Source organism: Pseudomonas sp. J380, assembly GCF_009827115.1.
Taxonomy (GTDB): domain Bacteria; phylum Pseudomonadota; class Gammaproteobacteria; order Pseudomonadales; family Pseudomonadaceae; genus Aquipseudomonas; species Aquipseudomonas paracarnis.
Map to the genome: position 1 here is coordinate 4,240,860 of NZ_CP043060.1, position 23,768 is coordinate 4,264,627.

22 protein-coding genes are annotated in these 23,768 nt (G+C 60.6%); 14 read left to right on the forward strand and 8 right to left on the reverse strand.

The annotated features are described in order from the left end of the window. Positions 1–80: 80 nt before the first annotated feature. Positions 81–755, forward strand: a complete 675-nt coding sequence (radC, locus tag FXO12_RS19060; RefSeq protein ID WP_057975297.1) for a DNA repair protein RadC — start codon at positions 81–83, stop codon at positions 753–755. 129 nt (positions 756–884) lie between these two features. On the opposite strand, the gene FXO12_RS19065 is transcribed toward radC, so the two are convergent. Continuing rightward, positions 885–2,477 (reverse strand): ABC transporter substrate-binding protein, encoded by a 1,593-nt coding sequence (locus FXO12_RS19065; RefSeq protein ID WP_057975298.1) that lies wholly within the window; start codon positions 2,475–2,477, stop codon positions 885–887. Between the two features lie 457 nt (positions 2,478–2,934). On the opposite strand from FXO12_RS19065, the gene rpmB reads away from it, so the two are divergent. Both rpmB and rpmG read left to right on the forward strand, forming a co-directional pair. Next, complete coding sequence (rpmB, locus tag FXO12_RS19070; RefSeq protein WP_003176907.1) at positions 2,935–3,168, forward strand: 50S ribosomal protein L28; 234 nt, start codon at positions 2,935–2,937, stop codon at positions 3,166–3,168. Positions 3,169–3,179: 11 nt separating this feature from the next. Then, positions 3,180–3,335 (forward strand): 50S ribosomal protein L33, encoded by a 156-nt coding sequence (rpmG, locus tag FXO12_RS19075; RefSeq protein WP_003176906.1) that lies wholly within the window; start codon positions 3,180–3,182, stop codon positions 3,333–3,335. A gap of 149 nt (positions 3,336–3,484) precedes the next feature. Here rpmG and FXO12_RS19080 read toward each other — a convergent pair whose 3' ends face one another. After that, the gene (locus FXO12_RS19080) at positions 3,485–3,847 is read right to left on the reverse strand and encodes a cupin domain-containing protein (RefSeq protein ID WP_014720478.1); all 363 of its coding nucleotides are present in this window, start codon (positions 3,845–3,847) and stop codon (positions 3,485–3,487) included. A 230-nt stretch (positions 3,848–4,077) separates the two neighbouring features. Between FXO12_RS19080 and FXO12_RS19085 the strand changes: the two genes are divergently transcribed. Next, on the forward strand, positions 4,078–5,571 hold the full coding sequence (locus FXO12_RS19085) for an aldehyde dehydrogenase (RefSeq protein WP_003195472.1): 1,494 nt from the start codon (positions 4,078–4,080) through the stop codon (positions 5,569–5,571). A gap of 158 nt (positions 5,572–5,729) precedes the next feature. Next, complete coding sequence (locus tag FXO12_RS19090; RefSeq protein ID WP_057975299.1) at positions 5,730–6,872, forward strand: MFS transporter; 1,143 nt, start codon at positions 5,730–5,732, stop codon at positions 6,870–6,872. Between the two features lie 124 nt (positions 6,873–6,996). Here the strand turns inward: FXO12_RS19090 and FXO12_RS19095 are convergent, their stop codons facing one another. Together FXO12_RS19095 and FXO12_RS19100 are read right to left on the reverse strand one after the other, a co-directional pair. Further along, positions 6,997–8,565: a phospholipase D family protein gene (locus FXO12_RS19095; RefSeq protein ID WP_057975300.1), complete on the reverse strand. Its 1,569-nt coding sequence runs from the start codon at positions 8,563–8,565 to the stop codon at positions 6,997–6,999. A gap of 61 nt (positions 8,566–8,626) precedes the next feature. Then, on the reverse strand, positions 8,627–10,051 hold the full coding sequence (locus tag FXO12_RS19100) for a PLP-dependent aminotransferase family protein (protein WP_054896025.1): 1,425 nt from the start codon (positions 10,049–10,051) through the stop codon (positions 8,627–8,629). A gap of 166 nt (positions 10,052–10,217) precedes the next feature. On the opposite strand from FXO12_RS19100, the gene FXO12_RS19105 reads away from it, so the two are divergent. Continuing rightward, positions 10,218–10,442: a DUF1127 domain-containing protein gene (locus FXO12_RS19105; RefSeq protein WP_034129086.1), complete on the forward strand. Its 225-nt coding sequence runs from the start codon at positions 10,218–10,220 to the stop codon at positions 10,440–10,442. Here FXO12_RS19105 and FXO12_RS19110 read toward each other — a convergent pair whose 3' ends face one another. After that, positions 10,443–11,735: an FAD-binding oxidoreductase gene (locus FXO12_RS19110; RefSeq protein ID WP_057975301.1), complete on the reverse strand. Its 1,293-nt coding sequence runs from the start codon at positions 11,733–11,735 to the stop codon at positions 10,443–10,445. It lies immediately after the preceding gene. Between the two features lie 115 nt (positions 11,736–11,850). Between FXO12_RS19110 and FXO12_RS19115 the strand changes: the two genes are divergently transcribed. Next, positions 11,851–12,204 (forward strand): YkgJ family cysteine cluster protein, encoded by a 354-nt coding sequence (locus FXO12_RS19115; RefSeq protein WP_054919711.1) that lies wholly within the window; start codon positions 11,851–11,853, stop codon positions 12,202–12,204. A 71-nt stretch (positions 12,205–12,275) separates the two neighbouring features. On the opposite strand, the gene FXO12_RS19120 is transcribed toward FXO12_RS19115, so the two are convergent. Then, positions 12,276–12,764 (reverse strand): Lrp/AsnC ligand binding domain-containing protein, encoded by a 489-nt coding sequence (locus FXO12_RS19120; RefSeq protein WP_003176896.1) that lies wholly within the window; start codon positions 12,762–12,764, stop codon positions 12,276–12,278. A 156-nt stretch (positions 12,765–12,920) separates the two neighbouring features. Here FXO12_RS19120 and dadA point away from each other — a divergent pair, with 156 nt between their 5' ends. From dadA to FXO12_RS19150, 6 genes are all read left to right on the forward strand, one after another. After that, positions 12,921–14,222, forward strand: a complete 1,302-nt coding sequence (gene dadA / locus FXO12_RS19125) for a D-amino acid dehydrogenase (protein WP_054896021.1) — start codon at positions 12,921–12,923, stop codon at positions 14,220–14,222. Continuing rightward, complete coding sequence (locus tag FXO12_RS19130; RefSeq protein WP_003195456.1) at positions 14,194–14,547, forward strand: RidA family protein; 354 nt, start codon at positions 14,194–14,196, stop codon at positions 14,545–14,547. Before dadA ends, FXO12_RS19130 begins: the two co-directional genes overlap by 29 nt. Positions 14,548–14,626: 79 nt before the next feature. Beyond that, positions 14,627–15,700 carry an alanine racemase gene (alr, locus tag FXO12_RS19135; RefSeq protein ID WP_034129082.1) on the forward strand — a complete coding sequence of 358 codons (1,074 nt, stop codon included), beginning with the start codon at positions 14,627–14,629 and terminating at the stop codon, positions 15,698–15,700. Positions 15,701–15,816: 116 nt separating this feature from the next. Then, positions 15,817–16,365, forward strand: coding sequence for a cupin domain-containing protein (locus FXO12_RS19140; protein WP_014720470.1), 549 nt, complete (start codon positions 15,817–15,819; stop codon positions 16,363–16,365). 182 nt (positions 16,366–16,547) lie between these two features. Continuing rightward, the gene (locus tag FXO12_RS19145) at positions 16,548–16,958 is read left to right on the forward strand and encodes a cytochrome c5 family protein (protein WP_034129081.1); all 411 of its coding nucleotides are present in this window, start codon (positions 16,548–16,550) and stop codon (positions 16,956–16,958) included. Between the two features lie 138 nt (positions 16,959–17,096). Then, positions 17,097–19,019, forward strand: a complete 1,923-nt coding sequence (locus FXO12_RS19150; protein ID WP_057975302.1) for an acetyl-CoA hydrolase/transferase C-terminal domain-containing protein — start codon at positions 17,097–17,099, stop codon at positions 19,017–19,019. Between the two features lie 54 nt (positions 19,020–19,073). Here the strand turns inward: FXO12_RS19150 and FXO12_RS19155 are convergent, their stop codons facing one another. Next, complete coding sequence (locus FXO12_RS19155; RefSeq protein ID WP_003195447.1) at positions 19,074–19,646, reverse strand: xanthine phosphoribosyltransferase; 573 nt, start codon at positions 19,644–19,646, stop codon at positions 19,074–19,076. A gap of 58 nt (positions 19,647–19,704) precedes the next feature. Then, positions 19,705–21,714 carry a DNA helicase Rep gene (rep, locus tag FXO12_RS19160; RefSeq protein WP_005792464.1) on the reverse strand — a complete coding sequence of 670 codons (2,010 nt, stop codon included), beginning with the start codon at positions 21,712–21,714 and terminating at the stop codon, positions 19,705–19,707. A gap of 266 nt (positions 21,715–21,980) precedes the next feature. Here rep and FXO12_RS19165 point away from each other — a divergent pair, with 266 nt between their 5' ends. Beyond that, positions 21,981–23,645 (forward strand): bifunctional diguanylate cyclase/phosphodiesterase, encoded by a 1,665-nt coding sequence (locus tag FXO12_RS19165; RefSeq protein ID WP_057975303.1) that lies wholly within the window; start codon positions 21,981–21,983, stop codon positions 23,643–23,645. Positions 23,646–23,768: the final 123 nt, after the last annotated feature.

Here is a 23,768-nt window from a genome sequence, read left to right on the forward strand (position 1 = left end):
TGAAATCGCAGGCAAAAAAGAGGGCCCTACGATAACACAGCGCCCGCCGGGCAACAGCGGAGCAGATACAGGGAGGTGGGATGAGTATTCGTGATTGGCCCGTGGCAGAGCGTCCACGGGAGAAGTTATTGGAAGGCGGCGCGGCGAGCCTGTCCGATGCCGAGCTGTTGGCGATCTTCCTGCGTACGGGGGTGGCCGGCCGAAGTGCGGTGGATCTGGCGCGCCATCTGTTGGCCCAATTCGGTGGCCTGCGCCCGTTACTGGAGGCCAGCCAGACGTTGTTCAGCCAGCATCTGGGGCTGGGGCCGGCGAAGTTTGCCCAGTTGCAGGCGGTGCTTGAGATGTCCCGGCGCCACCTGGCCGAGCGCTTGCGGGCTGACTCTGTGCTGGAAAACCCGCTGGCCGTGCGCGAGTACCTCAAGGCACTGCTGCGCCATGAGCCCCATGAGATCTTCGGCTGCCTGTTCCTGGACTCCAAGCATCGGGTGCTAGGGTTCGAGGTCATGTCCCAAGGCACGATCGACGCTGCGATTGTCTACCCGCGACAGGTGGTCAAGCGCGCCTTGGCGTACAACTCGGCGGCATTGATCCTGTGTCATAACCATCCGTCGGGAAGCACGGAGCCCAGCGCGGCTGATCGAAAATTGACCAAGCTGCTGCAAAAGGCGCTGGACGTGGTGGATGTGCGGGTGCTGGACCACATCATCGTGGGCGATGGTGACCCGCTGTCGATGGCTGAATACGGTTGGCTGTAACGGCCCTGCCTCTGTAGGAGCGAGCTTGCTCGCGAAAAACCAGAGGGCCCGGTGGGGTGTCAGGTTTTTCTGCGTCATCGTTGACGATTTTCGCGAGCAAGCTCGCTCCTACAGGTTGGGGGTTGTGCCTTAGGGCTTGAGGCTGACTTTCGAATAGTCCTGGCGCCCGAACGGGCTTACCTGGTACCCCTGGATGTTCTTGCGGGTCAAGGCAAACGCCGTCGGATGCGCCAGTGGCAGCCACAGCGCCTGTTGCTGGATCTGCGCCTGGGCCTGCTGATACAGCTTGCTGCGCACACCTTGCTCACTGGTGGTTTTGCCCGCACTGATCAACTTATCCAGGGTGGGGTCGCAATAGCGGGCAAAGTTGGTGCCGGACTTCACCGCGGCGCAGGAGAACTGCGGCGTCAGGAAGTTATCCGGGTCGCCGTTGTCCCCAGCCCAGCCCATGAACAGCAAGTCGTGCTCGCCGGCCTTGGCGCGGCGGATCAACTCGCCCCATTCGATCACGCGAATCTCGGCCTGGATGCCAACCTTGGCCAGGTCGGCCTGCAACAGTTGGGCGCCGAGGTTCGGGTTGGGGTTCAGCAGGCTGCCGGTAGGGCGGGTCCATATCGTGGTTTTGAAACCGTCCTTGAGCCCGGCGCGGCCCAGCAAGGCCTTGGCTTTGGCGAGGTCCTGCGGGTAGCCTGGCAACTCTTTGGCATAGCTCCAGGTGTTCGGCGGGTAGACACCGTTGGCCGCTTCGGCGGTGCCTTCGAACACGGCCTTGAGGTAGCTGCCCTTATCAAAGGCCAGGTTGATCGCCTGGCGCACTTCGGGCTTGTCCAGCGGTGGGTGCTGGCTGTTGATGGCGACGAACGCGGTCATGAAGGCGGCGGTTTCTTCCACCTTCAGCGCCGCGTCTTTTTCGGCCTCGCCCACATCCAGGGGCTTGGGTGACAGGGCGATCTGGCATTCATCGCGGTGCAGCTTCTGCAGGCGTACGTTGGCGTCCGGGGTGATGGCGAAAATCAGGTTATCCACCGCCGGTTTGCCGGCGAAGTAGTCCGGGTTGGCCTTGTAACGCACCACGGCATCTTTCTGGAAACGCACGAACACAAACGGGCCGGTGCCGATTGGCTGGCTGTTGAGCTTCTCGGGTGTGCCGGCCTTGAGCAATTTATCGGCATATTCAGCCGGATAGATCGAGGCAAAGCCCATGCTCAGTGCTGGGAGGAAGGTGGAATCGGCATGGTCGAGGGTGAAGCGCACGGTCAGTGGGTCAAGGGCGTCGATTTTCTTCACCAGTGCCGGCAATTGCAGGGATTGGGCGTGAGGAAAGCCGCTCTGGGCGATCTTGTGCCACGGGTTGGCCGGGTCGAGCATGCGCTCGAAGCTGAAGCGTACATCTTCGGCCGTCAGGGTGCGGCTTGGGCTGAAATAGCTGGTGCGATGGAATTTCACATCGGGGTGCAGTTTGAAGGTGTACGTCAGCCCATCGGGCGACACTTCCCAGCTATCTGCAAGGCTCGGTACCAACTTGCCACTGGCCGCGTCGAATTCCACCAAACGGTTCATCAGCACGTCGGCCGAGGCGTTGGTGGTGGTCAGTGAGTTGTACTGCACCACATCGAACCCTTCGGGGCTGGCCTCGGTGCATACGCCCAAGTTGGTGGCCGCAACGGCCATCGGCGCAATAAAGAGAGGGGCAAGCAATAGCGGTAGGGCAGCGAGGCGCATATTCGGTTTCCTGTGCAGATCGAAGGCCCATCTGCGAGTGCAGTCTGGAAAAAGCCTACCGTAGAGGTCTGATTGATAAATGACTAGCCCATTTTTGCCTGTGCTTTTGGCCAAAATGCTGTTTTGATGGCGCCTCAGCGTGTTTCGCCGTGCACTTCCCTGTGACCGCAGACGTTGTAAATCATTCTGTGCGACGAGCGGTCGGCTGTTACAGCGGCCCCTCCTGGCAGCGGTTCAGGCACTTGTGGCCAAGATTTACGCTGCTAAAAGTACACAGGTTGTTGTTGCACTGGGGTCTTTCTGGTATAAAGCAGCGCTCTTTTCTAGGGGCCCGGTTCCTTCACTGTAGGTGTAGCCGGTAAGACCCTAAAGAAACGCGGCGCCTGGCGCCAAATGACTGAGAGATTAAGCGGCCAACCCATGCCGGGTTGGGCATGTGGTTTTAGAGGGCTGAGGCATGTCGAGAGTCTGTCAAGTTACCGGTAAGGGTCCGGTGACTGGGAATAACATTTCCCACGCAAATAACAAAACCCGTCGTCGTTTCCTGCCGAACCTGCAGCATCACCGCTTCTGGGTTGAAGAAGAGAAACGTTTTGTTCGCCTGCGTGTATCTGCTAAAGGCATGCGTATTATCGACAAGCGTGGCATCACTGTCGTGCTGGCCGAAATCCGCGCCGCTGGCAAGATCTAAGGAGCTCTATCATGCGTGAATTGATTCGAATGATCTCTAGCGCCGGTACTGGTCACTTCTACACTACCGACAAGAACAAGCGTACTACCCCGGACAAGCTCGAAAAGAAAATGTTCGACCCGCGCGTTCGCAAGCACGTGATCTACAAAGAAGGCAAAATCAAGTAATTGATTTTCTTCCTTGTGAAAAAAAGCCCGTATCTCACGATGCGGGCTTTTTTTTGCCTGATCGTTCCCACGCTCTGCTGATCGTTCCCACGCTCTGCGTGGGAATGCCGTCTCGGACGCTAAGCGTCCCGTTGTCGATCAACCAATGATCAGGCTTTCTCTTCAAACACCACGTAGATCTTGCGGCACGCTTCCAGCACTTCCCAGGTACCACTGAAACCGGCAGGGATCACAAAGCGGTCGCCGGCCCGCAGTGTCTTGGCATTCCCCTCGGCATCGCGCAACACCGACACGCCTTGTACGATCTCGCAGTACTCATGCTCGGTGTAATTGACCTTCCACTGGCCCACTTCACCTTCCCAGACGCCCGCGTTCATCTGGCCGCATGGGCTGTTGTAGTGGTTGTAGAGTGTCTGTTCGGGGTCGCCCTTGAGGATTTTCTCGGCGGCAGGGCGGTAGCGTTCGGGGGCGGTGTTGGCTTGGCTGAAATCGACGATGTCCTGGATGCTCATGTGCATTTCCCGTCTGGCCTGCAGTTGGAGAGCCCAAAGTCTATGTTTATTAAAATGAACATCGCAAGGGCGTTTGCCGCCGTTCTGTCAAATATATTGAAACATCCCCAGCCGCTGGTTTAGGGTGGCAGCTGCCTTGAGCCGAACAGCAGGCTGGTCGGGCAAGCATTCGTGATGGCGCCGGGATAAACCTCCCAGGCCCTTGTATTCAATAAGAGGAGGACACTCGCATGACCACCCTGACCCGTGCCGACTGGGAACAACGCGCCAAGGCTCTGAAGATCGAAGGCCGCGCCTATATCAATGGCGAATACACCGCCGCCGTTTCCGGTGACACCTTCGAATGCATCAGCCCGGTGGATGGGCGCTTGCTGGCCACTGTCGCCAGCTGTGATGCCAGCGATGCCCAGCGCGCCGTGGAAAATGCGCGTGCCACTTTCAATTCCGGCGTGTGGTCGCGCCTGGCACCAGCCAAGCGCAAGTCCGTCATGATCCGTTTCGCCGCGCTGCTCAAGGCTAACGCCGAAGAGCTGGCGCTGCTTGAAACCCTGGATATGGGCAAGCCCATCAGCGATTCCCTGAACATCGACGTCCCCGGCGCGGCGCAAGCCCTGAGCTGGAGCGGCGAGGCGATCGACAAGATCTACGACGAAGTCGCCGCCACGCCCCACGATCAACTGGGCCTGGTGACCCGCGAGCCCGTCGGTGTTGTTGGCGCCATCGTGCCGTGGAACTTCCCGTTGATGATGGCGTGCTGGAAACTCGGCCCGGCGCTGTCCACCGGCAACTCTGTCATCCTGAAGCCGTCCGAAAAATCCCCGCTCACCGCCATCCGCATCGCCGCGTTGGCCGTTGAGGCTGGTATTCCAAAGGGCGTGTTCAACGTGCTGCCTGGCTATGGTCACACCGTCGGTAATGCCCTGGCGGTGCATATGGACGTCGATACCCTGGTGTTCACGGGCTCCACCAAGATCGCCAAGCAACTGTTGATCCGCTCCGGCGAGTCGAACATGAAGCGTGTATGGCTGGAAGCCGGTGGCAAGAGCCCGAACATCGTGTTTGCCGACGCGCCGAACCTGCAAGCGGCGGCCGAATCCGCCGCCAGCGCCATTGCCTTCAACCAGGGCGAAGTCTGCACCGCCGGCTCGCGCCTGCTGGTCGAGCGCTCGATCAAGGACACCTTCCTGCCGCTGGTGATCGAGGCCCTCAAGGGCTGGAAGCCAGGCAACCCGCTGGACCCAGCCACCACTGTGGGTGCATTGGTGGATACGCAGCAGATGAACACCGTGCTTTCGTACATTGAAGCTGGCCACGCCGATGGCGCCAAGCTGGTCGCGGGTGGCAAGCGCACCCTGGAAGAGTCCGGCGGCACCTACGTCGAGCCGACGATTTTCGACGGCGTGACCAATGCCATGAAGATCGCCCAGGAAGAGATCTTTGGCCCGGTCCTGTCGGTGATCACTTTCGACAGCGCCGAAGAAGCCATCGCCATCGCCAACGACACCCAATATGGCCTGGCTGCGGCGGTGTGGACGGCGGATATCTCCAAGGCACACCTGACGGCCAAGGCTTTGCGTGCCGGTAGCGTGTGGGTTAACCAGTACGATGGCGGCGACATGACTGCACCGTTCGGTGGTTTCAAGCAGTCGGGTAATGGCCGCGACAAGTCGCTGCATGCATTCGACAAGTACACCGAGCTGAAGGCGACCTGGATCAAGCTCTAAGCAACACTGCTGATCCCCCTGTAGGAGCGAGCTTGCTCGCGAAGAACCTGAAGGCGCCGCGTTTATCCAGCATGAACGCGTCATCGTTAACGTTTTTCGCGAGCAAGCTCGCTCCTACAGTCGTTTTGCGAACCAGAATTATCCACAGGAGCGTGGCAATGCGTTGGGCGACTTATTTCGCCGTGCTGGCGTCGGTACTCAGCGTTGGCCTGGCTCTGGGTGTCAGCATGCCGTTGGTATCCCTGCGTCTTGAAGGCTGGGGTTATGGCAGTTTCGCTATTGGCGTGATGGCGGCGATGCCGGCATTCGGCGTGCTACTGGGGGCCAAGGTCTCCAGCCGTATGGCGTCCTGGCTCGGCACTGCCAACCTGATGCGCCTGTGCCTGTGGGCCGGTGCGGTGTCCATCGGCTTGCTTGCAATCCTGCCCAGTTATCCGGTGTGGCTGGTGCTCAGGCTGATGATCGGGGTGATCCTGACCATCGTATTTATCCTGGGTGAAAGCTGGATCAACCAATTGGTGGTCGAGCGGTGGCGTGGCCGGCTGGTGGCGCTCTACGGCTGCAGCTATGCCTTGAGCCAGCTGTCGGGGCCGTTGCTGCTGGGCCTGATTGGCACCGACCATGACTACGGCTTCTGGGTCGGCGCAGGCCTTTTGGTGGTGGCGCCGCTACTGTTGCTAGGACGTACCGGGGCGCCGACGGCGGATTCGTTCAGCGTGACATTTGGCGACCTGTGGCGCTTTTGCCTGGGCCTGCCGGCGATTGCCTGGGCCGTGGCGTTGTTTGCTGCGTTCGAAGCGATGATCCTGACGCTGTTGCCGGTGTACTGCCTGCAACAGGGTTTTACTGCCGAGATCGCCTTGGCGATGGTCAGCACGGTGGTGGTGGGCGATGCGTTGCTGCAATTGCCTATTGGCGCGCTGGCCGACTATCTGCCGCGACGTACCCTGTTTCTGGCCTGTGCACTGCTGTTGCTGGCGTCGAGCCTGGCGGTGCCGTTATTGGTGCACACGTTGCTGATCTGGCCGGTGTGGGTGCTGTTCGGCGCCAGTGCCGGCGGGTTGTTCACCTTGTCGCTGATTTTGATTGGCGAGCGCTACCGCGACGATGCGTTGGTGCGTGCCAACGCTCACGTGGCGCAGCTGTGGGGCATTGGCTGCCTGATCGGGCCGCTGGTGGCAGGAGCGGGCAGCCAGTGGATCAGCGGGCATGCGCTACCGCTGCTGATGGCCGCCGGGGCGCTGGGTTTGGTGGTGCTGTTGCTGCGCCAGGGGGCTTTCGGCGCTACGCAGCCGGCCTGACCTTTAACGCGGCCAATGTGGGAGCTGGCTTGCCTGCGATGACGGTTTGTCAGCCAGCTTATTTGTTGTCTGGCACACCGTTATCGCGGGCAAGCCCGGCTCCCACAGGTGATCCGCAGGGGTTTTAGAGCATGCGTTCCAGGCCAACACTGGTGGCGAACCAGGCATTGAACCGTCGCCACCAACTGCCCGGTTCGCGGGTCAGGGTGTGCATCTGGCCGTTGTCTTCTGTCACCCACACCACCTGGCCGTCCTGCAGTTTGGCCTCATAGCTCAACGCCGGCGCCATGCCTTCCAGCGCCAGGTTGCGCACGTGTTCAGCCAGCTCGGGACTGTCCACCAGTACGCCGACTTCGGTGTTCCACAGCACTGAGCGCGGGTCGAAATTGAATGAGCCGATAAACGACTTTTCTCGGTCGAAGATCATCGCCTTGCTGTGCAGGCTGGAGTCCGAGCCGCGCCAGCTGCCATGCCGAAACAGGTGCGGGCCGCTACTTGCGCTGGGGTCGCCCGGCTGCCGGCGCAGCTCATAGAGCTTTACCCCGTGCTCCAGCAGCGCCTTGCGATACGGCGCATAACCGCCGTGCACGGCCGGTACGTCGGTGGCTTCGAGGGCGTTGGTCAGCAGGCGCACCGAAACACCCGCATCGGCACGCCCTGTGAGGTAGACCAGCCCAGGTTGGCCCGGTACGAAGTAAGCCGAAATCATGATCAGCTCATGGCTGACACCCGCCAGCTCTGGCGCCAGCTGAGTGGTCAGCAACAGTCGGGGGTCGGGGTCGGCCTTGGCCAGTACCTTGCTCGGCGCGTCCCACAGCGCCTGGTTCCAGGCCCAGATCAACTCGCGGCGCCAGATGTCCATGCGGGGCTGGGTCTGGTACGTGCGCAGGCGGTTATACAGCGCGTGGTTCTGCTGACGGGATTGAGCCAGGGAGGCTTCAAGGCGCCCGCGGGCGACGGCGAGGTCGACCTTGGAGGGTTTGTTCGAGACGAAGTCATCGATAGGCTTGCTCAAGGCGCTGTTCCAGTACTGGTCGAAGCTGTGACCCAATTGCTCGGCCACCGGCCCGACGCTGAGCATGTCGATGTCGGTAAAATTCAGGTTCGGTTCGGCGTCGAAATACTCGTCGCCCAGATTGCGCCCGCCAACGATGGCCACGCTGTTATCGGCCAGCCACAGCTTGTTATGCATGCGCCGGTGTTGCAGTGACAGGTTGAATACACGGCCCATGGCGCGCGTGACGCCGGTGCTACGGCCCAGATGCAGCGGGTTGAACAGGCGTATATGCACCTTGGGATGGGCGGCGAGGGTGGCGATGATCTGGTCGAGGCCATCGCTGGTGGTGTCGTCCAGCAAAATCCGCACGCGCACCCCGCGGTCGGCGGCCTTGAGCAGTTCGTCCACAAGCATGCGTGTACTGATGCCGTCGTGCACGATGTAGTACTGCAAGTCGAGGCTGGTCTGGGCGTTGCGGATCAACTCGGCACGTGCCATGAAGGCTTCACTGCTGTTGGGCAGCAAGCGGAAGCCCGAGCGTCCTTGGTAGGGGGCGGCCTGGGCCTGGATCGAGCGACCGAACGAGGAGTCCTTCGCCGGCAGGGCATCGCTGGGGATGCGCGGGGTGTCGAGCGTGGCGCAGCCGCCCAGGGCCAGGGCGGCCAGCAGGCAAAACGGTAAAAGCCGTCGAATCATCAAGGAAACTGCTTCCAGGTCAGGGCGGTTGTGGCATATGACGGCATTTGCTCGGGAAAGGTCAGTCCGCCGTCTCTTGCAGCATCTTGCGTGCAGCGGCACCTACCTTGCGCACGGCCTCTTCAATCTGCGTCGTTGGCTTGGCAGCGTAGTTCATGCGCAAGCAGTTACGGTACTTGCCGGAGGCGGAGAAGATGCTGCCTACCGCCACCTGTACACCTTGTTCCACCAGCACGCGGTTGAGCTTCAAGGTGTCGAAGCCCTCCGGCAGCTCAATCCATAGCATGAAGCTGCCTTGGGGCCGGCTGGCGCGCGTGCCAGCGGGGAAATAACGGCTGACCCAATCGAGCATCAAGTCGCGATTACGCTGGTATTGGGTACGCATCCTACGTAAATGAGGCTCGAAATGACCGCCTTTGAGGAATTCGGCAATGGCAATCTGCGGCTGCGTGGCCGTAGAGCCGGTGCTGATGTATTTCATGTGCAGCACCCGCTCCAGATAGCGTCCCGGTGCGACCCAACCAATGCGCAGGCCGGGCGCCAGAGTTTTGGAGAACGAGCTGCACAGCAGCACACGGCCGTCTTCGTCGAAGGATTTGATGGTGCGCGGGCGTGGGTAGCTGTAGGCCAACTCGCCATACACATCGTCTTCGATAATCGCCACGTCAAAGCGCTGGGCCAGGGTCAGCAAGGCGCGTTTGCGCGCTTCCGGCATGATGTAGCCCAAGGGGTTGTTGCAGTTTGGGGTGAGCTGGATGACTTTGATCGGCCACTGTTCCAGCGCCAGCTCCAGGGCCTCCAGGCTGATGCCGGTGAGCGGGTCGGTGGGGATTTCCAGGGCTTTCATGCCCAGGCCCTTGAGGGTCTGCATGGCACCGTGGAAGCTGGGCGAATCCACCGCGACGATATCGCCGGGCTCACAAATGGCGTGAATGCTGGCGGAGAGGGCTTCGTGGCAGCCGGTGGTGATCACGATGTCTTCGGCGCTCAGTTGGCAGCCGGAGTCCAATGACAGCCGGGCGATTTGCTCACGCAGTTCCATACAGCCGAGGATATTGTCGTAATACAGCCCCGGCAGGTCTTGGCGCCGGCTGACACGGGCGAGGCTACGCAGCAACGGCTTCAAGGTAGGCGACAATACATCCGGCATGCCTCGGCCCATCTGTATGACGTCTTTGCGCGGCACCGCACGAATCAGTTCCAGCACCAGGTCCCATTGGGAGATTTCCACTGGTCGTTGGGCCGGGCGGCCTATCTCGGGCAGTGCCGGCAGTTCACGGCCCACCGGAACAAAATAGCCCGACTTGGGCTTGGGCATCGCCAGGCCGTTGTCTTCGAGCAACCGATACGCCTGCTGCACGGTGCTCAGGCTCACCCCATGTTCCACACTCAAGGCCCGCACCGAGGGCAGTCGATCGCCCGGACGATAGAAGCCCTGTTCAATACGGGTGCCGAGCAATTCGGCGAGGTTGACGTAAAGGGTCATGGTGGTCGCTCCCGAGGGACCAGTACAGATAGGGGAAAAATACAGGATTCAGCCACGCAAAGGCAGCATCTGTATGTATTTAATAAGAGTTGGCTGAATCTGTAATGGTTCTGGCCCCCCACGCATGCTGATCACTCAAGGCAACAGGCCAATGAGGGGCAGTCAAATGAGCGGCATGAGCGATGTACGGCTGGCGTTACGCAGTCAGGAACTGGACGTGGCGCAGGAGCAGGTGATCACTGCCTCGGCGCCTGGCCGCTGGAATCTGTTCTGGCGCCGTCGCCATACGCGCAAGGCCCTGCTGGACCTGAGCCGCGAGCAGTTGCGCGACATCGGGCTGACCGCCGAGCAGGCGCGCCGTGAGGGTTTGAAACCCTTCTGGCGCGATTGATCAGAGCAGTTCTTTAAGGCGGTGCCAGAGCATCCCCAGGGCCAGCAACGGCGAACGCAGGTGTTTGCCGCCGGGGAAGGTGATGTGTGGCACCTGGGCGAACAGATCGAAGCGCCCCTGTTGCTGGCCGCCGATGGCCTCGGCCAGCAGCTTGCCCGCCAGGTGCGTGGCGTTGAGGCCATGGCCGGCATAGGCCTGGGCGTAATACACGTTGGGTTGATCGGCCAGGCGGCCAATCTGCGGCAGGCGGTTGGCGCCGATGCCGATCATGCCGCCCCATTGGTAGTCGATTTTAACGTCTGCCAATTGGGGGAATACCTGCAGCATCTTCGGTCGCATGTAGGCGCCGATGTCCTTGGGGTCTCGACCGGAGTAGTGGCAGGCGCCGCCGAACAACAGGCGGCGGTCGGCGGACAGGCGGAAGTAATCCACCGTCACGCGCTGGTCACACACGGCCATGTTCTGCGGTAACAGGCGGGTGGCTTGCGCCTCGCTCAAGGGCTCGGTGGCAATGATGTAGCTGCCGGCAGGCAACACCTTGCCGCTCAGTTGCGGGTTGAGCCCGTTCAGGTAGGCGTTGCAGGCCAGTACCAGGGTCTTGGCGCGCACAGTGCCTTGGGCGGTATGCACCTTGACCTCAGGGCCATAGTCGATACGGGTCACTGGGGATTGCTCGTACAGCGCCACGCCCAACTGCTGGGCAACGGCAGCCTCACCCAGTGCCAGATTCAGCGGGTGCAGATGGCCGGAACCCATGTCGATCATGCCGCCTACATAGCGGTCAGAGCCGATTACCGTGCCCATCTCGCTGGCTTGCAACAGGCGCACTTCGTGGCGGTAACCGAGGCTGCGCAGCTCTTCGGCATCCTGGGCCAGGCCCTGCAGGTCGCGGGGTTTGTTGGCCAGGTCGCAGTAGCCCCAGGTCAGGTCACAGGGGATCTGGAAGCGCTCCACACGCTCGCGCACGATCTCCACGGCTTCCAGGCCCATCAGCTTCATCTGGCGCACGCCGTCGCTGCCGATCACCTGGGTGAACTGATCCAGCCCGTGGCCGACACCGCGAATCAACTGGCCGCCATTGCGCCCGCTGGCGCCCCAACCGATTTTGCGCGCCTCCAGCAACACCACGCGAAAGCCGCGCTCGGCCAACTCCAGGGCGGTGTTGAGCCCGGAGAACCCCCCGCCGATCACACAGACATCGGCGTTCACCTCACCCGTCAGCGTCGGGTAATCCGGTTGCGGGACGCTGCTGGCGGCGTAGTAGGAAGCGGTGTGCCGGGCGCTGGCGGTCATGGGGAACCTCCCTGTCTGGAAAATTTGACGCAGGATACAGGGGTCGCACGACGCTGTCTGCGCGGGGCTTTTTGCGTCAGAATCCACGTCTATTCGCCGTTCGGTATGGGTTTCGATGAGTTGCAACAGTCAGAAAATCAGCGCGCTGCGTCGCCAGATTCCTTCGTTCGAGTGCGTCCCCGGTTGCCACGACTGCTGTGGGCCGGTGACCACCTCGCCCGAGGAAATGTCGCGTCTGCCGCGCAAGACCGCTGCCGAGCAAGAGGCGGCGATGGACGCGCTGAACTGCGTACACCTGGGGCCCAAGGGTTGCACGGTGTATGACGAGCGGCCGCTGATCTGTCGCCTGTTCGGCACCACCAAGACCTTGCCGTGCCCCAATGGCAGGCGGCCAGTGGAGCTGATTCATCCGCGGGTGGAGAAGCAGATTCATGAGTACATGGCGAGTACCCGGCAGGTGTTGGTCTAGCGGATGTACTCGGTTAAAACTGTGGGAGCTGGCAAGCCAGCTCCCACATTTGACCGTGTTGTGTCAGTGGGTCAGTCAGGGATCGGCAGGTTCAGGCTCTCTTTCACCTCTTCCATCACGATATAGCTTTTGGATTCCCGCACATGGGGGAGTTTGAGCAGGATATCGCCCAGCAATTTGCGGTACGACGCCATCTCCGAGATTCGCGCTTTCACCAGGTAGTCGAAATCACCCGACACGAGATGGCATTCCAGCACGTGAGGCAGTTTCAGCACGGCTCGGCGAAATTCTTCAAAGGTGTCACCCGACTTGTAATCCAGGCTGATCTCGACAAATACCAGCAAACTTCCCTTCAAATGCTGGGGATTGAGCCGTGCGTTGTAGCCCATGATGATCCCTTCGCGCTCCAGGCGCCGCACGCGCTCGGTGCAGGGCGTGGTGGACAGCCCGACCTTTTCCCCCAGCTCCGTGAACGAGATGCGCCCGTCGGTTTGCAGGATGCGCAGGATATTGCGGTCGATCTTGTCCAGCTCCCGCTTGGTCTGGGTGTTGGTACGCATAGGGGATACGCCTCTGTCAAAAGGGTTTTTGCCAAGAATTGTCGCCAAATATAGGCATTTATATAGTGAAATGCACTGCCGATTGTTTTTTACACTGCGCCCATCATTGCTCGAATAACACACGTCAGCGGCTGAGCCCGCGATGAGGATATAAAAATGCGCGTTCTGGTCTTGGGTAGCGGCGTCATTGGGGTGACCAGTGCCTACTATTTGGCGCGGGCCGGCTTCGACGTTGTGGTGGTTGATCGTCAGCCTGCCGCTGCCATGGAAACCAGTTTCGCTAACGCCGGTCAGGTGTCCCCTGGCTACGCCTCGCCATGGGCCGCGCCGGGTGTGCCGCTCAAGGCCATCAAATGGCTGCTTCAGCGCCACGCGCCGCTGGCGATCAAGGCCACCGCCGATATCGACCAATACCTGTGGATGGCGCAGATGCTGCGCAACTGCACGGCTAGCCGCTACGCGGTGAACAAGGAACGCATGGTGCGCCTGTCCGAGTACAGCCGCGACTGCCTTGACGAATTGCGCGCCGAGACCGGCATTGCCTACGAAGGGCGCAGCCTCGGGACTACCCAACTGTTCCGCACCCAGGCCCAGCTCGATGGCGCCGCCAAGGACATCGCCGTGCTGAAAGAGTCCGGCGTGCCATTCGAATTGCTCGACCGAGCCGGCATTGCCCGGGTTGAACCGGCCCTGGCCAGCGTCACCGATATCCTCGCGGGTGCCTTGCGCCTGCCCAACGACCAGACGGGCGATTGCCAGATGTTCACCACGCGCCTGGTCGAAATGTGCAAACAATTGGGCGTGGAATTCCGCTTCGAACAAGACATCCAGCGCCTGGACTACGCAGGCGACCGCATCAACGGTGTGCTGATCGACGGCAAGCTGGAAACTGCCGACCGCTATGTACTGGCTCTCGGCAGTTACTCGCCCAAGTTGCTCAAGCCATTGGGGATCAAGGCGCCGGTGTACCCGCTCAAGGGTTATTCGCTGACTGTGCCGATCACTAACCCGGCAATGGCGCCGACCTCGACCATTCTCGATGAAACCTACAAAGTCGCGATCACCCGTTTCGACAACCGTATTCGCGTCGGTGGCATGGCTGAAATAGCCGGTTTTGACCTGTCGCTGAACCCGCGGCGACGTGAAACCCTGGAGATGATCGTCAACGACCTTTATCCTCAGGGCGGCGATCTGGCCCAGGCCAGTTTCTGGACCGGCCTGCGCCCGACCACCCCGGACGGTACACCGATTGTGGGTGCCACGCCGTTCAAGAACCTGTTCCTGAATACAGGCCACGGTACCCTCGGTTGGACCATGGCCTGTGGTTCAGGTCGCTTGCTGGCCGACCTGATGGCGAAGAAAACGCCGCAGATCAGCGCCGCAGGCCTCGATATTTCCCGTTATGGCAACCACCAGGAGTCCGCACAACATGTCAATCCAGCGCCAGCTCACCAATGAGCGCATGAGCCAGATCGTTGTCCACAGCGGTACCGTGTACCTGGCAGGGCAAGTTGGCGACGACATGAGCGCCGGGATTGAGCAGCAGACCCGTGAAACCCTGGTCAATATCGAGCGCTTGCTGGACCTTGCCGGTACCGACAAATCCAGGTTGCTGTCGGTAACGATCTACCTGAAGGACATCGACGCCGACTTCGCTTTGATGAACGCGGTATGGGACAAATGGCTGCCCAAAGGCGTCGCCCCGGCCCGCGCCACTGTGCAAGCCAAGCTGTGCGAACCCGAGATTCTGGTAGAGCTGTCTGTCGTGGCTGCGCTGCCTTAACAACGATCCCTCTCCCGGTGCCGGCGTTGTTGGTCGGCACCGGTTTTTTATTGACTTTGCTGCCTAGAAGCCTGCCGCCATGCGTCCAGCCCGTGCCCTGATCGATCTCCAAGCCCTGCGCCATAACTACCAATTGGCCCGAGAAGTCACCGGGGCCAAGGCCCTCGCCGTGATCAAGGCCGATGCCTACGGCCATGGCGCGGTGCCTGTGGCCCAGGCACTGGAGGCGCAAGCCGACGGCTTCGCGGTGGCGTGCATCGAGGAAGCGCTGGAACTGCGCGCCGCCGGCATTCGTGCGCCGGTGTTGCTGCTGGAAGGTTTTTTCGAAGCCGACGAGTTGCCGCTGATCATCGAGCAGGATTTGTGGTGCGTGGTGCATTCGCTGTGGCAGTTGGACGCCATCGAGCAAGCTCGTTTGAGCAAGCCGCTGACAGTGTGGCTGAAGCTGGACTCGGGCATGCACCGTGTGGGCCTGCACCCCAAGGATTACCAGGAGGCGTATCAGCGCCTGCTGGCGAGTGGCAAAGTGGCGAAAATCGTGCTGATGAGCCATTTTGCCCGCGCCGATGAGCTCGATTGCGTCAGCAGCAACGAACAAGTAACGGTGTTTGAGGCGGCGCGCCAGGGGCTGGCGGCTGAGGTCAGCCTGCGCAACTCACCGTCTGTATTGGGCTGGCCGAGCGTGTCCAGCGACTGGGTGCGCCCCGGTATCATGCTTTACGGCGCAACGCCCTTTGGCGAAGACCAGGCCCTCGCCGCGCGCTTGCAGCCTGTGATGACCCTGGAGTCCAAAGTCATCTGCGTGCGCGAGTTGCCGGCCGGTGAGCCGGTGGGCTACGGCGCCAGGTTCGTCACGCCCAAGCCGATGCGCATCGGTGTGGTTGCCATGGGTTATGCCGACGGTTACCCACGTCATGCGCCGACCGGTACCCCGGTGCTGGTCGCTGGCCAGCGCAGCCGGCTGCTGGGGCGCGTGTCCATGGACATGCTGTGTGTCGACCTCACCGACTTGCCCCAGGCGGGCCTTGGTTCCACCGTAGAGTTGTGGGGCAAGCACATCCTCGCCAGTGATGTTGCCGTGGCCGCCGAGACCATCCCCTATCAGATTTTCTGCAATCTGCGCCGAGTGCCAAGGCTCTATAGCGGCGCTTAGCCGCCGGCAACGAACCGAGCACACCGGGATTTAGGCCCAAGTGTTGTAAATACTGAACGCTGTCGCCATGATAACGCTCAATTACAACAAAGCCTGAATCCTAGGAGGCTCCTGCATTGGACGTCGGCGAACGACTGCAATCCATCCGTAAACTCAAAGGTCTTTCCCAGCGTGAGCTCGCCAAGCGTGCGGGCGTCACCAACAGCACCATTTCGATGATCGAGAAAAACAGCGTCAGCCCCTCGATCAGCTCCCTGCGCAAGGTGTTGGGCGGTATCCCCATGTCCATGGTCGAGTTCTTCTCCGAAGAAGTGCTCCAGGAAATACCGACGCAGATCGTCTATAAAGCCAATGAGCTGATCGACATCTCTGACGGTGCCGTCACCATGAAACTGGTGGGCCGGGCGCGCCCAAGCCGGGCTATCGCATTTCTCAATGAAATCTACCCTCCGGGTGCCGACACGGGCGAAGAAATGCTCACCCATGAAGGCGAAGAAACCGGAATTCTGGTGGAAGGGCGCCTGGAATTGGTGGTCGGTCTTGAAACTTTTGTGCTCGAAGCGGGCGATAGCTACTACTTTGAAAGCACCAGGCCTCATCGTTTTCGCAATCCGTTCGACGTGCCGGCGCGACTAATCAGCGCAGCCACACCCGCGAACTTTTAAGAATAGAGGCGCCCTGCCAGCGTTGCAGAGGTTCCCGCAGCTGTACACCGTGAGGCCGAATCTCCCTTTATTTAATAGGGTTGTTTCGGCCAGGCGGGCTAACCGTTATACTTTCGCCGCCTGCGAAACCGTGGCCGCAGGCGTGAATAGCCACCATTGAGGGTGAACGCGTGAACCTAATTATGAAAATGCTGGCTGCACCAGCAACCGTACTGGCCCTATGGGCTGTCAGCGCTCAAGCTGCGACCAATGATGACATTGCCAAGCGCCTGGAGCCTGTGGGCCAGGTTTGCGTCCAGGGCCAGGAATGCAAGGGCATGGAAGTTGCCGTGGCAGCCGGCGGCGGCGGCGCGAAAACCCCCGATGAGATCATCGCCAAGCACTGTAATGCGTGCCACGGCAGCGGCCTTTTGGGTGCGCCAAAAATTGGCGACACCGCCGCATGGAAAGAACGCGCCGACCATCAAGGTGGCCTCGATGGCATCCTGGCCAAGGCCATCACCGGTATCAACGCCATGCCGCCCAAAGGCACCTGCGCTGATTGTTCGGATGACGACCTCAAGGGTGCGATCAAGAAGATGTCCGGGCTGTAATCGGCCGATCTTCGTCAAAAATGCCGCTTACCAGCGGCTTTTTTGTGCCCGCGATTTGGTATTCAGGCTGTTCATTGCAGCAAAGACCCGGCAAGCTCGGTCCAACCCCTAATTCATGGAATGTTCGGGAGCAGTCGGATGGTGCAGTTGTGTTCAATCGAGCAAGCAGTTGACGACGTACTGGAGCGCCTGCCGGCGCATATCCACATGGGTATGCCGCTGGGGCTGGGCAAGCCCAACCTGTTCGTCAACGCTCTGTACCGGCGCATCGCAAAATTGCCCGAACGGGCGCTGACGCTCTATACGGCCTTGAGCCTGGGCCGTCCTACGCAGGGTGACGGTCTTCAAAAGCGCTTTATCGAACCTTTCATCGAACGAGTGTTTGGCGACTACCCCGAGCTGGATTTCCTCGCGGACCTGCACAAGGGCAGCCTGCCGAAGAATATCCGTGTGCAGCAATTCTTCATGCAGCCCGGCAGCTTGCTCCACAGCGCCGCGGCGCAACAGGATTACGTCAGCAGCAACTACAGCCATGCGGCCCGCGACATCAACGCCGCCGGCCTGAACCTGGTGGCGCAATTGGTTGCCAGTAGCAGCGAGCATCCCGACCGCCTGAGCCTGAGCTGCAACCCGGATATCACCCTCGACCTGATGCCCATGATCGCCAAGCGCCGCGCGGCTGGGGAGACCATCCTGGTCGTCGGCCAGGTCCATAGCGATTTGCCCTACATGCCTGGCGATGCCGAGTTGGGCATGGATGAGTTCGACTACCTGCTGGATGAAAAAGACAGCACCACGCTGTTCTCCACTCCGAACATGCCGGTGGGCTTTCAGGATCATTTTATCGGCCTGCATGCCAGCACCCTGGTGCGTGATGGCGGTACGTTGCAGATTGGCATCGGCTCCATGGGCGATGCACTGACGGCTGCCTTGCTGGCGCGCCAGGCCGACAACGAAGCCTATCGCCTGTTGCTCACCGACTTGGATGTGTACCAGTGGGCGCCGTTGATCAGCCGCGAAGGCGGCGTCGAGCCGTTTGCCCGTGGCCTTTATGGTTGCAGCGAGATGTTCGTCAACGGCCTGCTGGTATTGGCCGATGCCGGGATCGTGCGGCGCAAGGTCTACCCGGACGTGGCGACCCAGATGCAGGCCAACGCGGGCACCCTGGACGACGCGGCGCAGCCCGATGGCGTGTCGATCCATGGCGGTTTCTTCCTGGGGCCGCGCAGTTTTTACCAGCGTCTGCAGGAAATGACCCACGCCAAGCGCCAAGCATTCAACATGACCCGCATCAGCTATATCAACGAGCTGTACGGGCAGGAAGAACTCAAGCGCCTGCAGCGCCTGGATGCGCGGTTTATCAACAGCGCCATCATGGTCACCTTGCTCGGTGCTGGCGTGGCTGATCAGTTGGAAGACGGTCGCGTGCTCAGTGGTGTGGGCGGGCAATACAATTTCGTGGCCCAGGGGCATGCGCTGGAAGGTGCACGCTCAATCCTGATTTTGCGCAGCTGGCGTGAGTCGGCGGGTGAGGTCAGTTCCAATATCGTCTGGGAGTACGGCCACTGCACCATTCCCCGGCACCTGCGGGATATCGTCATTACCGAATACGGTATTGCCGACTTGCGGGGTCAGACGGATGCCAAGGTGATCGAAGCGTTGCTGAACATCACTGACTCAAGGTTCCAGCACGACTTGATTGAGCAGGCGCAAAAGGCCGGCAAACTGCCCAAGGACTTCCAGTTGGATCCGCGTTTTGCCGACAACACGCCGCAGCGGCTCCAGGCGATTCAGGCCAGGCACCGTCGCTTGTTTCCCGAATACCCCCTGGGCAGTGACTTCACGGATGAGGAGCGGGACTTGTTGCGGGCGCTGAACTGGCTCAAGAGCAAATTCAAACTCACGGAAATTCTGGAGTTGGGCAAGGCGGCACTCGACGCGCCGGAGCCGGAGGCGTTTCCCGAGCATTTGCAGCGGATGCGCTTGGATAAGCCGGAGGGCATCAAGGAAGACCTGTATCAACGCTTGCTGCTGGCCGGACTGCAGGCCACCGCCCACTGACGGCGCAACGCAAAACCTAATGTGGGAGCAGGCAAGCCAGCTCCCACACAGTGATTACTCGATAAAGGTCACGACACCACCGGCCAGCGACTTCACCCGCGCCAGCGACTCAACCCGATAACCCTGTGCATCCAGTTCTGCACGCCCACCCTGGAACGACTTCTCGATCACAATGCCCAAGCCGGCTACGGTCGCGCCGGCCTGCTTGATGATCGAGATCAGCGCTTGGGACGCCTTGCCGTTGGCCAAAAAGTCATCGATCACCAGCACGCGGTCGCTGCTGGTCAGGTGGCGCGGGGAGATCGCCACGGTGCTTTCGGTTTTCTTGGTGAAGGAATACACCGTGGCCGACAGCAGGTTTTCCGTGAGCGTCAAGGATTGCTGCTTGCGCGCGAAGATCACCGGCACACCCAGGTTCAGCCCGGTCATGATCGCCGGGGCAATGCCCGACGCTTCGATGGTGACGATCTTGGTGATGCCCGAATCCTTGAACAGTGCGGCGAACTCGTCGCCGATCAGTTTCATCAGTGCCGGGTCGATCTGGTGGTTCAGAAAGGCGTCAACCTTGAGGACCTGATCGGAAAGCACGATGCCTTCTTCGCGAATTTTCTTGTGCAGTGCTTCCACGGAAAGCTTCCTCTAATGGCGCGTTGTGCGCCGAAAGTAGATTAAAAAGTAGTCGATTCTAGCGCTTTAACATCGCGCGTATATCCGCCAAGGCGGTGTTGCCGCGAACGGCCTTCACCTCGGTGGGAGTGTCGTCATTGCCTTCCCAGGCCAGGTCGTCCGGCGGCAGTTCATCCAGGAACCGGCTGGGGGCACAATCGATGATTTCACCGTATTGCTTGCGCTTGGCGGCAAAGGTGAAGGCCAGGGTCTGACGAGCGCGGGTAATGCCCACGTAGGCCAGGCGGCGTTCTTCCTCGATGGTGTCGGCTTCGATGCTGGAGCGGTGCGGGAGGATTTCCTCTTCCATGCCCATGATGAACACGTAGGGAAATTCCAGGCCCTTGGACGCATGCAAGGTCATCATCTGCACACCTTCGGCACCGTCTTCCTCTTCTTGCTGGCGCTCGAGCATGTCGCGCAACACCAGCTTGCCGATGGCGTCCTCGACGGTCATCTCGCCGTCTTCGTCTTTTTCCAGGGTGTTCTTCAACGCCTCGATCAGGAACCAGACGTTGCCCATGCGGTAATCGGCGGCCTTGTCGCTGGAGCTGTTGGTGCGAAGCCAGTTTTCATAGTCGATGTCCATGACCATGCTGCGCAGGGCGCTGATCGGGTCTTCGCCGGCGCACTGCTCGCGGACCTTGTCCATGAAGCGCTTGAAGCGTGACAGGCGATCAGTGAAGCGCGTGTCCAGGTGTTCGCCCAGGCCGATTTCGTCGGTGGCGGCGTACATCGAGATCTTGCGTTCGGTGGCGTAGTTGCCGAGCTTTTCCAGGGTGGTGGAGCCGATTTCCCGGCGCGGCACGTTGATCACGCGCAGGAAAGCGTTGTCGTCGTCCGGGTTCACGATCAGCCGGAAGTAGGCCATCAGGTCTTTGACTTCCTGGCGTCCGAAAAAGCTGTTGCCGCCCGACAGGCGATACGGCACCTGGTGATGCTGCAGCTTCAGCTCGATCAGTTTGGCCTGGTAGTTGCCGCGATACAGGATCGCAAAGTCGCTGTAGGGCCGGTCGGTGCGCAAGTGCAGGCTGAGGATTTCCACGGCGACGCGCTCGGCTTCGGCGTCTTCGTTGCGGCAGCGGATCACACGGATCTCGTCACCATGGCCCATCTCGCTCCAAAGTTGTTTTTCGAACTCGTGGGGGTTGTTGGAGATCAGCACGTTGGCGCAACGCAGGATGCGGCTGGTGGAGCGGTAGTTTTGCTCCAGCATCACCACTTTCAAGGAGGGATAGTCTTCCTTGAGCAGCATCAGGTTTTCCGGGCGGGCGCCGCGCCAGGCGTAGATCGACTGGTCGTCGTCGCCCACCACGGTGAACTGGTTGCGCGTGCCGATCAGTAACTTCACCAGCAGGTATTGGCTGGCGTTGGTGTCCTGGTATTCGTCCACCAACAGGTAGCGCACCTTGTTCTGCCACTTCTCCAGGATGTCCTTGTGCTCCTGGAAAAGCTTGACTGGCAGCAGGATCAGGTCGTCGAAGTCCACCGCGTTGAACGCCTTGAGCGTGCGCTGGTAGTGGGTGTAGACGATGGCAGCGGTCTGCTCCTTGGGGTTGCGTGCAGCTTCCAGGGCTTCGGCGGGCAGGATCAGGTCGTTTTTCCACGAGCCGATCATGTTCTTGATTTCGTCGACGCCGTCGTCGCCCGCGTATTCCTTCTGCATGATGTCGGTCATCAGGGCCTTGACGTCGGTCTCGTCGAAGATCGAGAAGCCGGGCTTGTAGCCCAGTCGCACATGCTCCTTGCGGATGATGTTCAGGCCCAGGTTGTGGAAGGTGCACACGGTGAGGCCGCGGCCTTCGCCGCCTTTGAGCAGGGTGCCGACCCGCTCTTTCATTTCCCGTGCCGCCTTGTTGGTGAAGGTCATGGCGACGATGTACTGGGCGCGGATGCCGCAGTTCTGGATCAAGTGCGCGATCTTGCGCGTGATCACGCTGGTCTTGCCGGAGCCTGCACCGGCGAGCACCAATAGAGGGCCGCCGACGTAGTTCACGGCTTCTTGCTGCCGGGGATTGAGTCGGGACATACGGAATTTCAGGGGTCGTTGTTCAAAAGGGCGGGCATTTTAACAGGCTGGAAAGATTCTGCTGCCATAGAACGACGGTGTGACGTACCACTCGATCTAAATTTGCCGGTTTTGCTACTTTGCCGCAGGATGTTAAGGATTATTCGAGACTAATATTTACAGTCTACGTTTTTGATAACACCTATCATTTGTCATCCTTTGTCATTGTCAGGCCGCACGTCATAATGGCACCGCTAATGAAATTTTGCAGAGTCTAGGGAGTTAGCGTGTCTACGCCTGTCGAACCCTTGCGTTTGCTGCTGCTGGCCGATGAGCCCGAGTGGGCAGCGTTGTTGCGCGAGTGCCTGGCGCCGATGGGCGAAGGGGCTGTGCTGATCAGTGCGCCCAACTGGGACTCGGTAAGCCGCCTGTTCGATGACGACCAGGGTGCTGTGTTATTGACCACGCCCAGCCTGCAGCCCGGCCCCGGCCGGTGCAGCCTGCCGTGTGTATTGCTGCTGGAGCAGGAGCCACTGGTGTCGCCGCTGGGTGTCAGCGATTGGTTGGTGTTGGATGCATTGGACGCCGACACATTGCGCCGCTGCCTGCGCCATGTGCGCGAGCGCGGCGTGCTGGAAAACACCTTGCAGCGCCTGGCCGAGCAAGACCCGCTCACCGGTATTGCCAACCGTCAGGGCTTCCAGACCTTGCTGGCCGCCCGGCTGGCAGAAAACGAAGGCCGTGGCCTGGCCCTCGGCCATCTGGACCTGGACAATTTTCGTCATGCCAACGATGCCCTCGGCCATCAGGCGGGCGACCGTTTGATCCTGCAAGTGGTGTCGCGGCTCAAGAGCCAGCTCGAGGCCGGGGACCAACTGGCGCGCCTGGGCAGCGATGAGTTTGCCTTGTTGATCGATACCCGCCGGGCGCCCCAGCGCGCCGAATGGATGGCCGAGCGCATCACCGAAGTGATGGCCGAACCCTATTGGGTGGATGGCGAAAGCCTGTTGATCGGTTGCAGCCTGGGCATGGCCCATGCTCGAGCCCGCGCTGGCGCCGACCCGTTGATGTGGCATGCCCATATCGCCATGCAGCAGGCCAAAAGCACCCAAGGCTGTACCTTTCATATCTTCAATGAACGCATCAACCGCAACGCGCGCAGCCTGGCCGACCTGGAAAGTGAACTGCGCCGGGCTTTGCGTCGCGATGAGTTGGAGCTGCATTACCAGCCGCGACTGGACCTGGACGATGGTCATATCGTTGGCCTCGAAGCTCTGGTGCGCTGGCGCCACGGTGAACGCGGCTTGTTGCCGCCTAGCGAATTCGTGCCGCTGGCCGAACAGAGTGGTCTGATCGTGCCATTGGGCTACTGGGTGATCTCCCGAGCTCTGCGCGACATGCAAGACCTGCGTGAACGCGGCCTGCCGCCGCTGCACATGGCGGTCAACCTGTCGTTTCGCCAGTTCCAGGACAGTCAGTTGCTGTCTACCCTCAGCCGCCTGATTGCCGAGCGCGGCGTGGAAGCGCAATGGCTGGAGTTCGAATTGACCGAAACCGCCGTGATGCGCCGCAGCGACCTGGTCAAGCAGACCATGGACGCCCTTGGCCGGCTGGGTGTGCGGTTTTCCCTGGATGATTTCGGCACCGGTTTTTCGTCGTTTGTGCACCTCAACAGCCTGCCGATTGCCTTGTTGAAGATCGACAAGAGCTTTGTCGGCGGCATGGAAGAGCGCGAAGAAAACCGCAAGCTGGTGCACGCCATGATCAACCTGGCCCACAACCTCAACCTGGAAGTGGTCGCCGAAGGCGTGGAAACCCCTGAGCAGCTTGAGCTTTTGCGCTTGTTTGGGTGCGACCAGGTCCAGGGTTACCTGATCAGCAAGCCGTTGCCGCTGCCCGAGCTGGTGGAATACCTGATGTTCGGGCAAAGCCAGCAGGCGCTGTTGGGTTAAGCCTTCAAAGTGGTTCAAATGTGGGAGCTGGCTTGCCTGCGATGGCGGTCGTTCAGCTAATAATGATTAGCCTGACACACCGCTATCGCAGGCAAGCCAGCTCCCACATGTGCCGCGTGTACT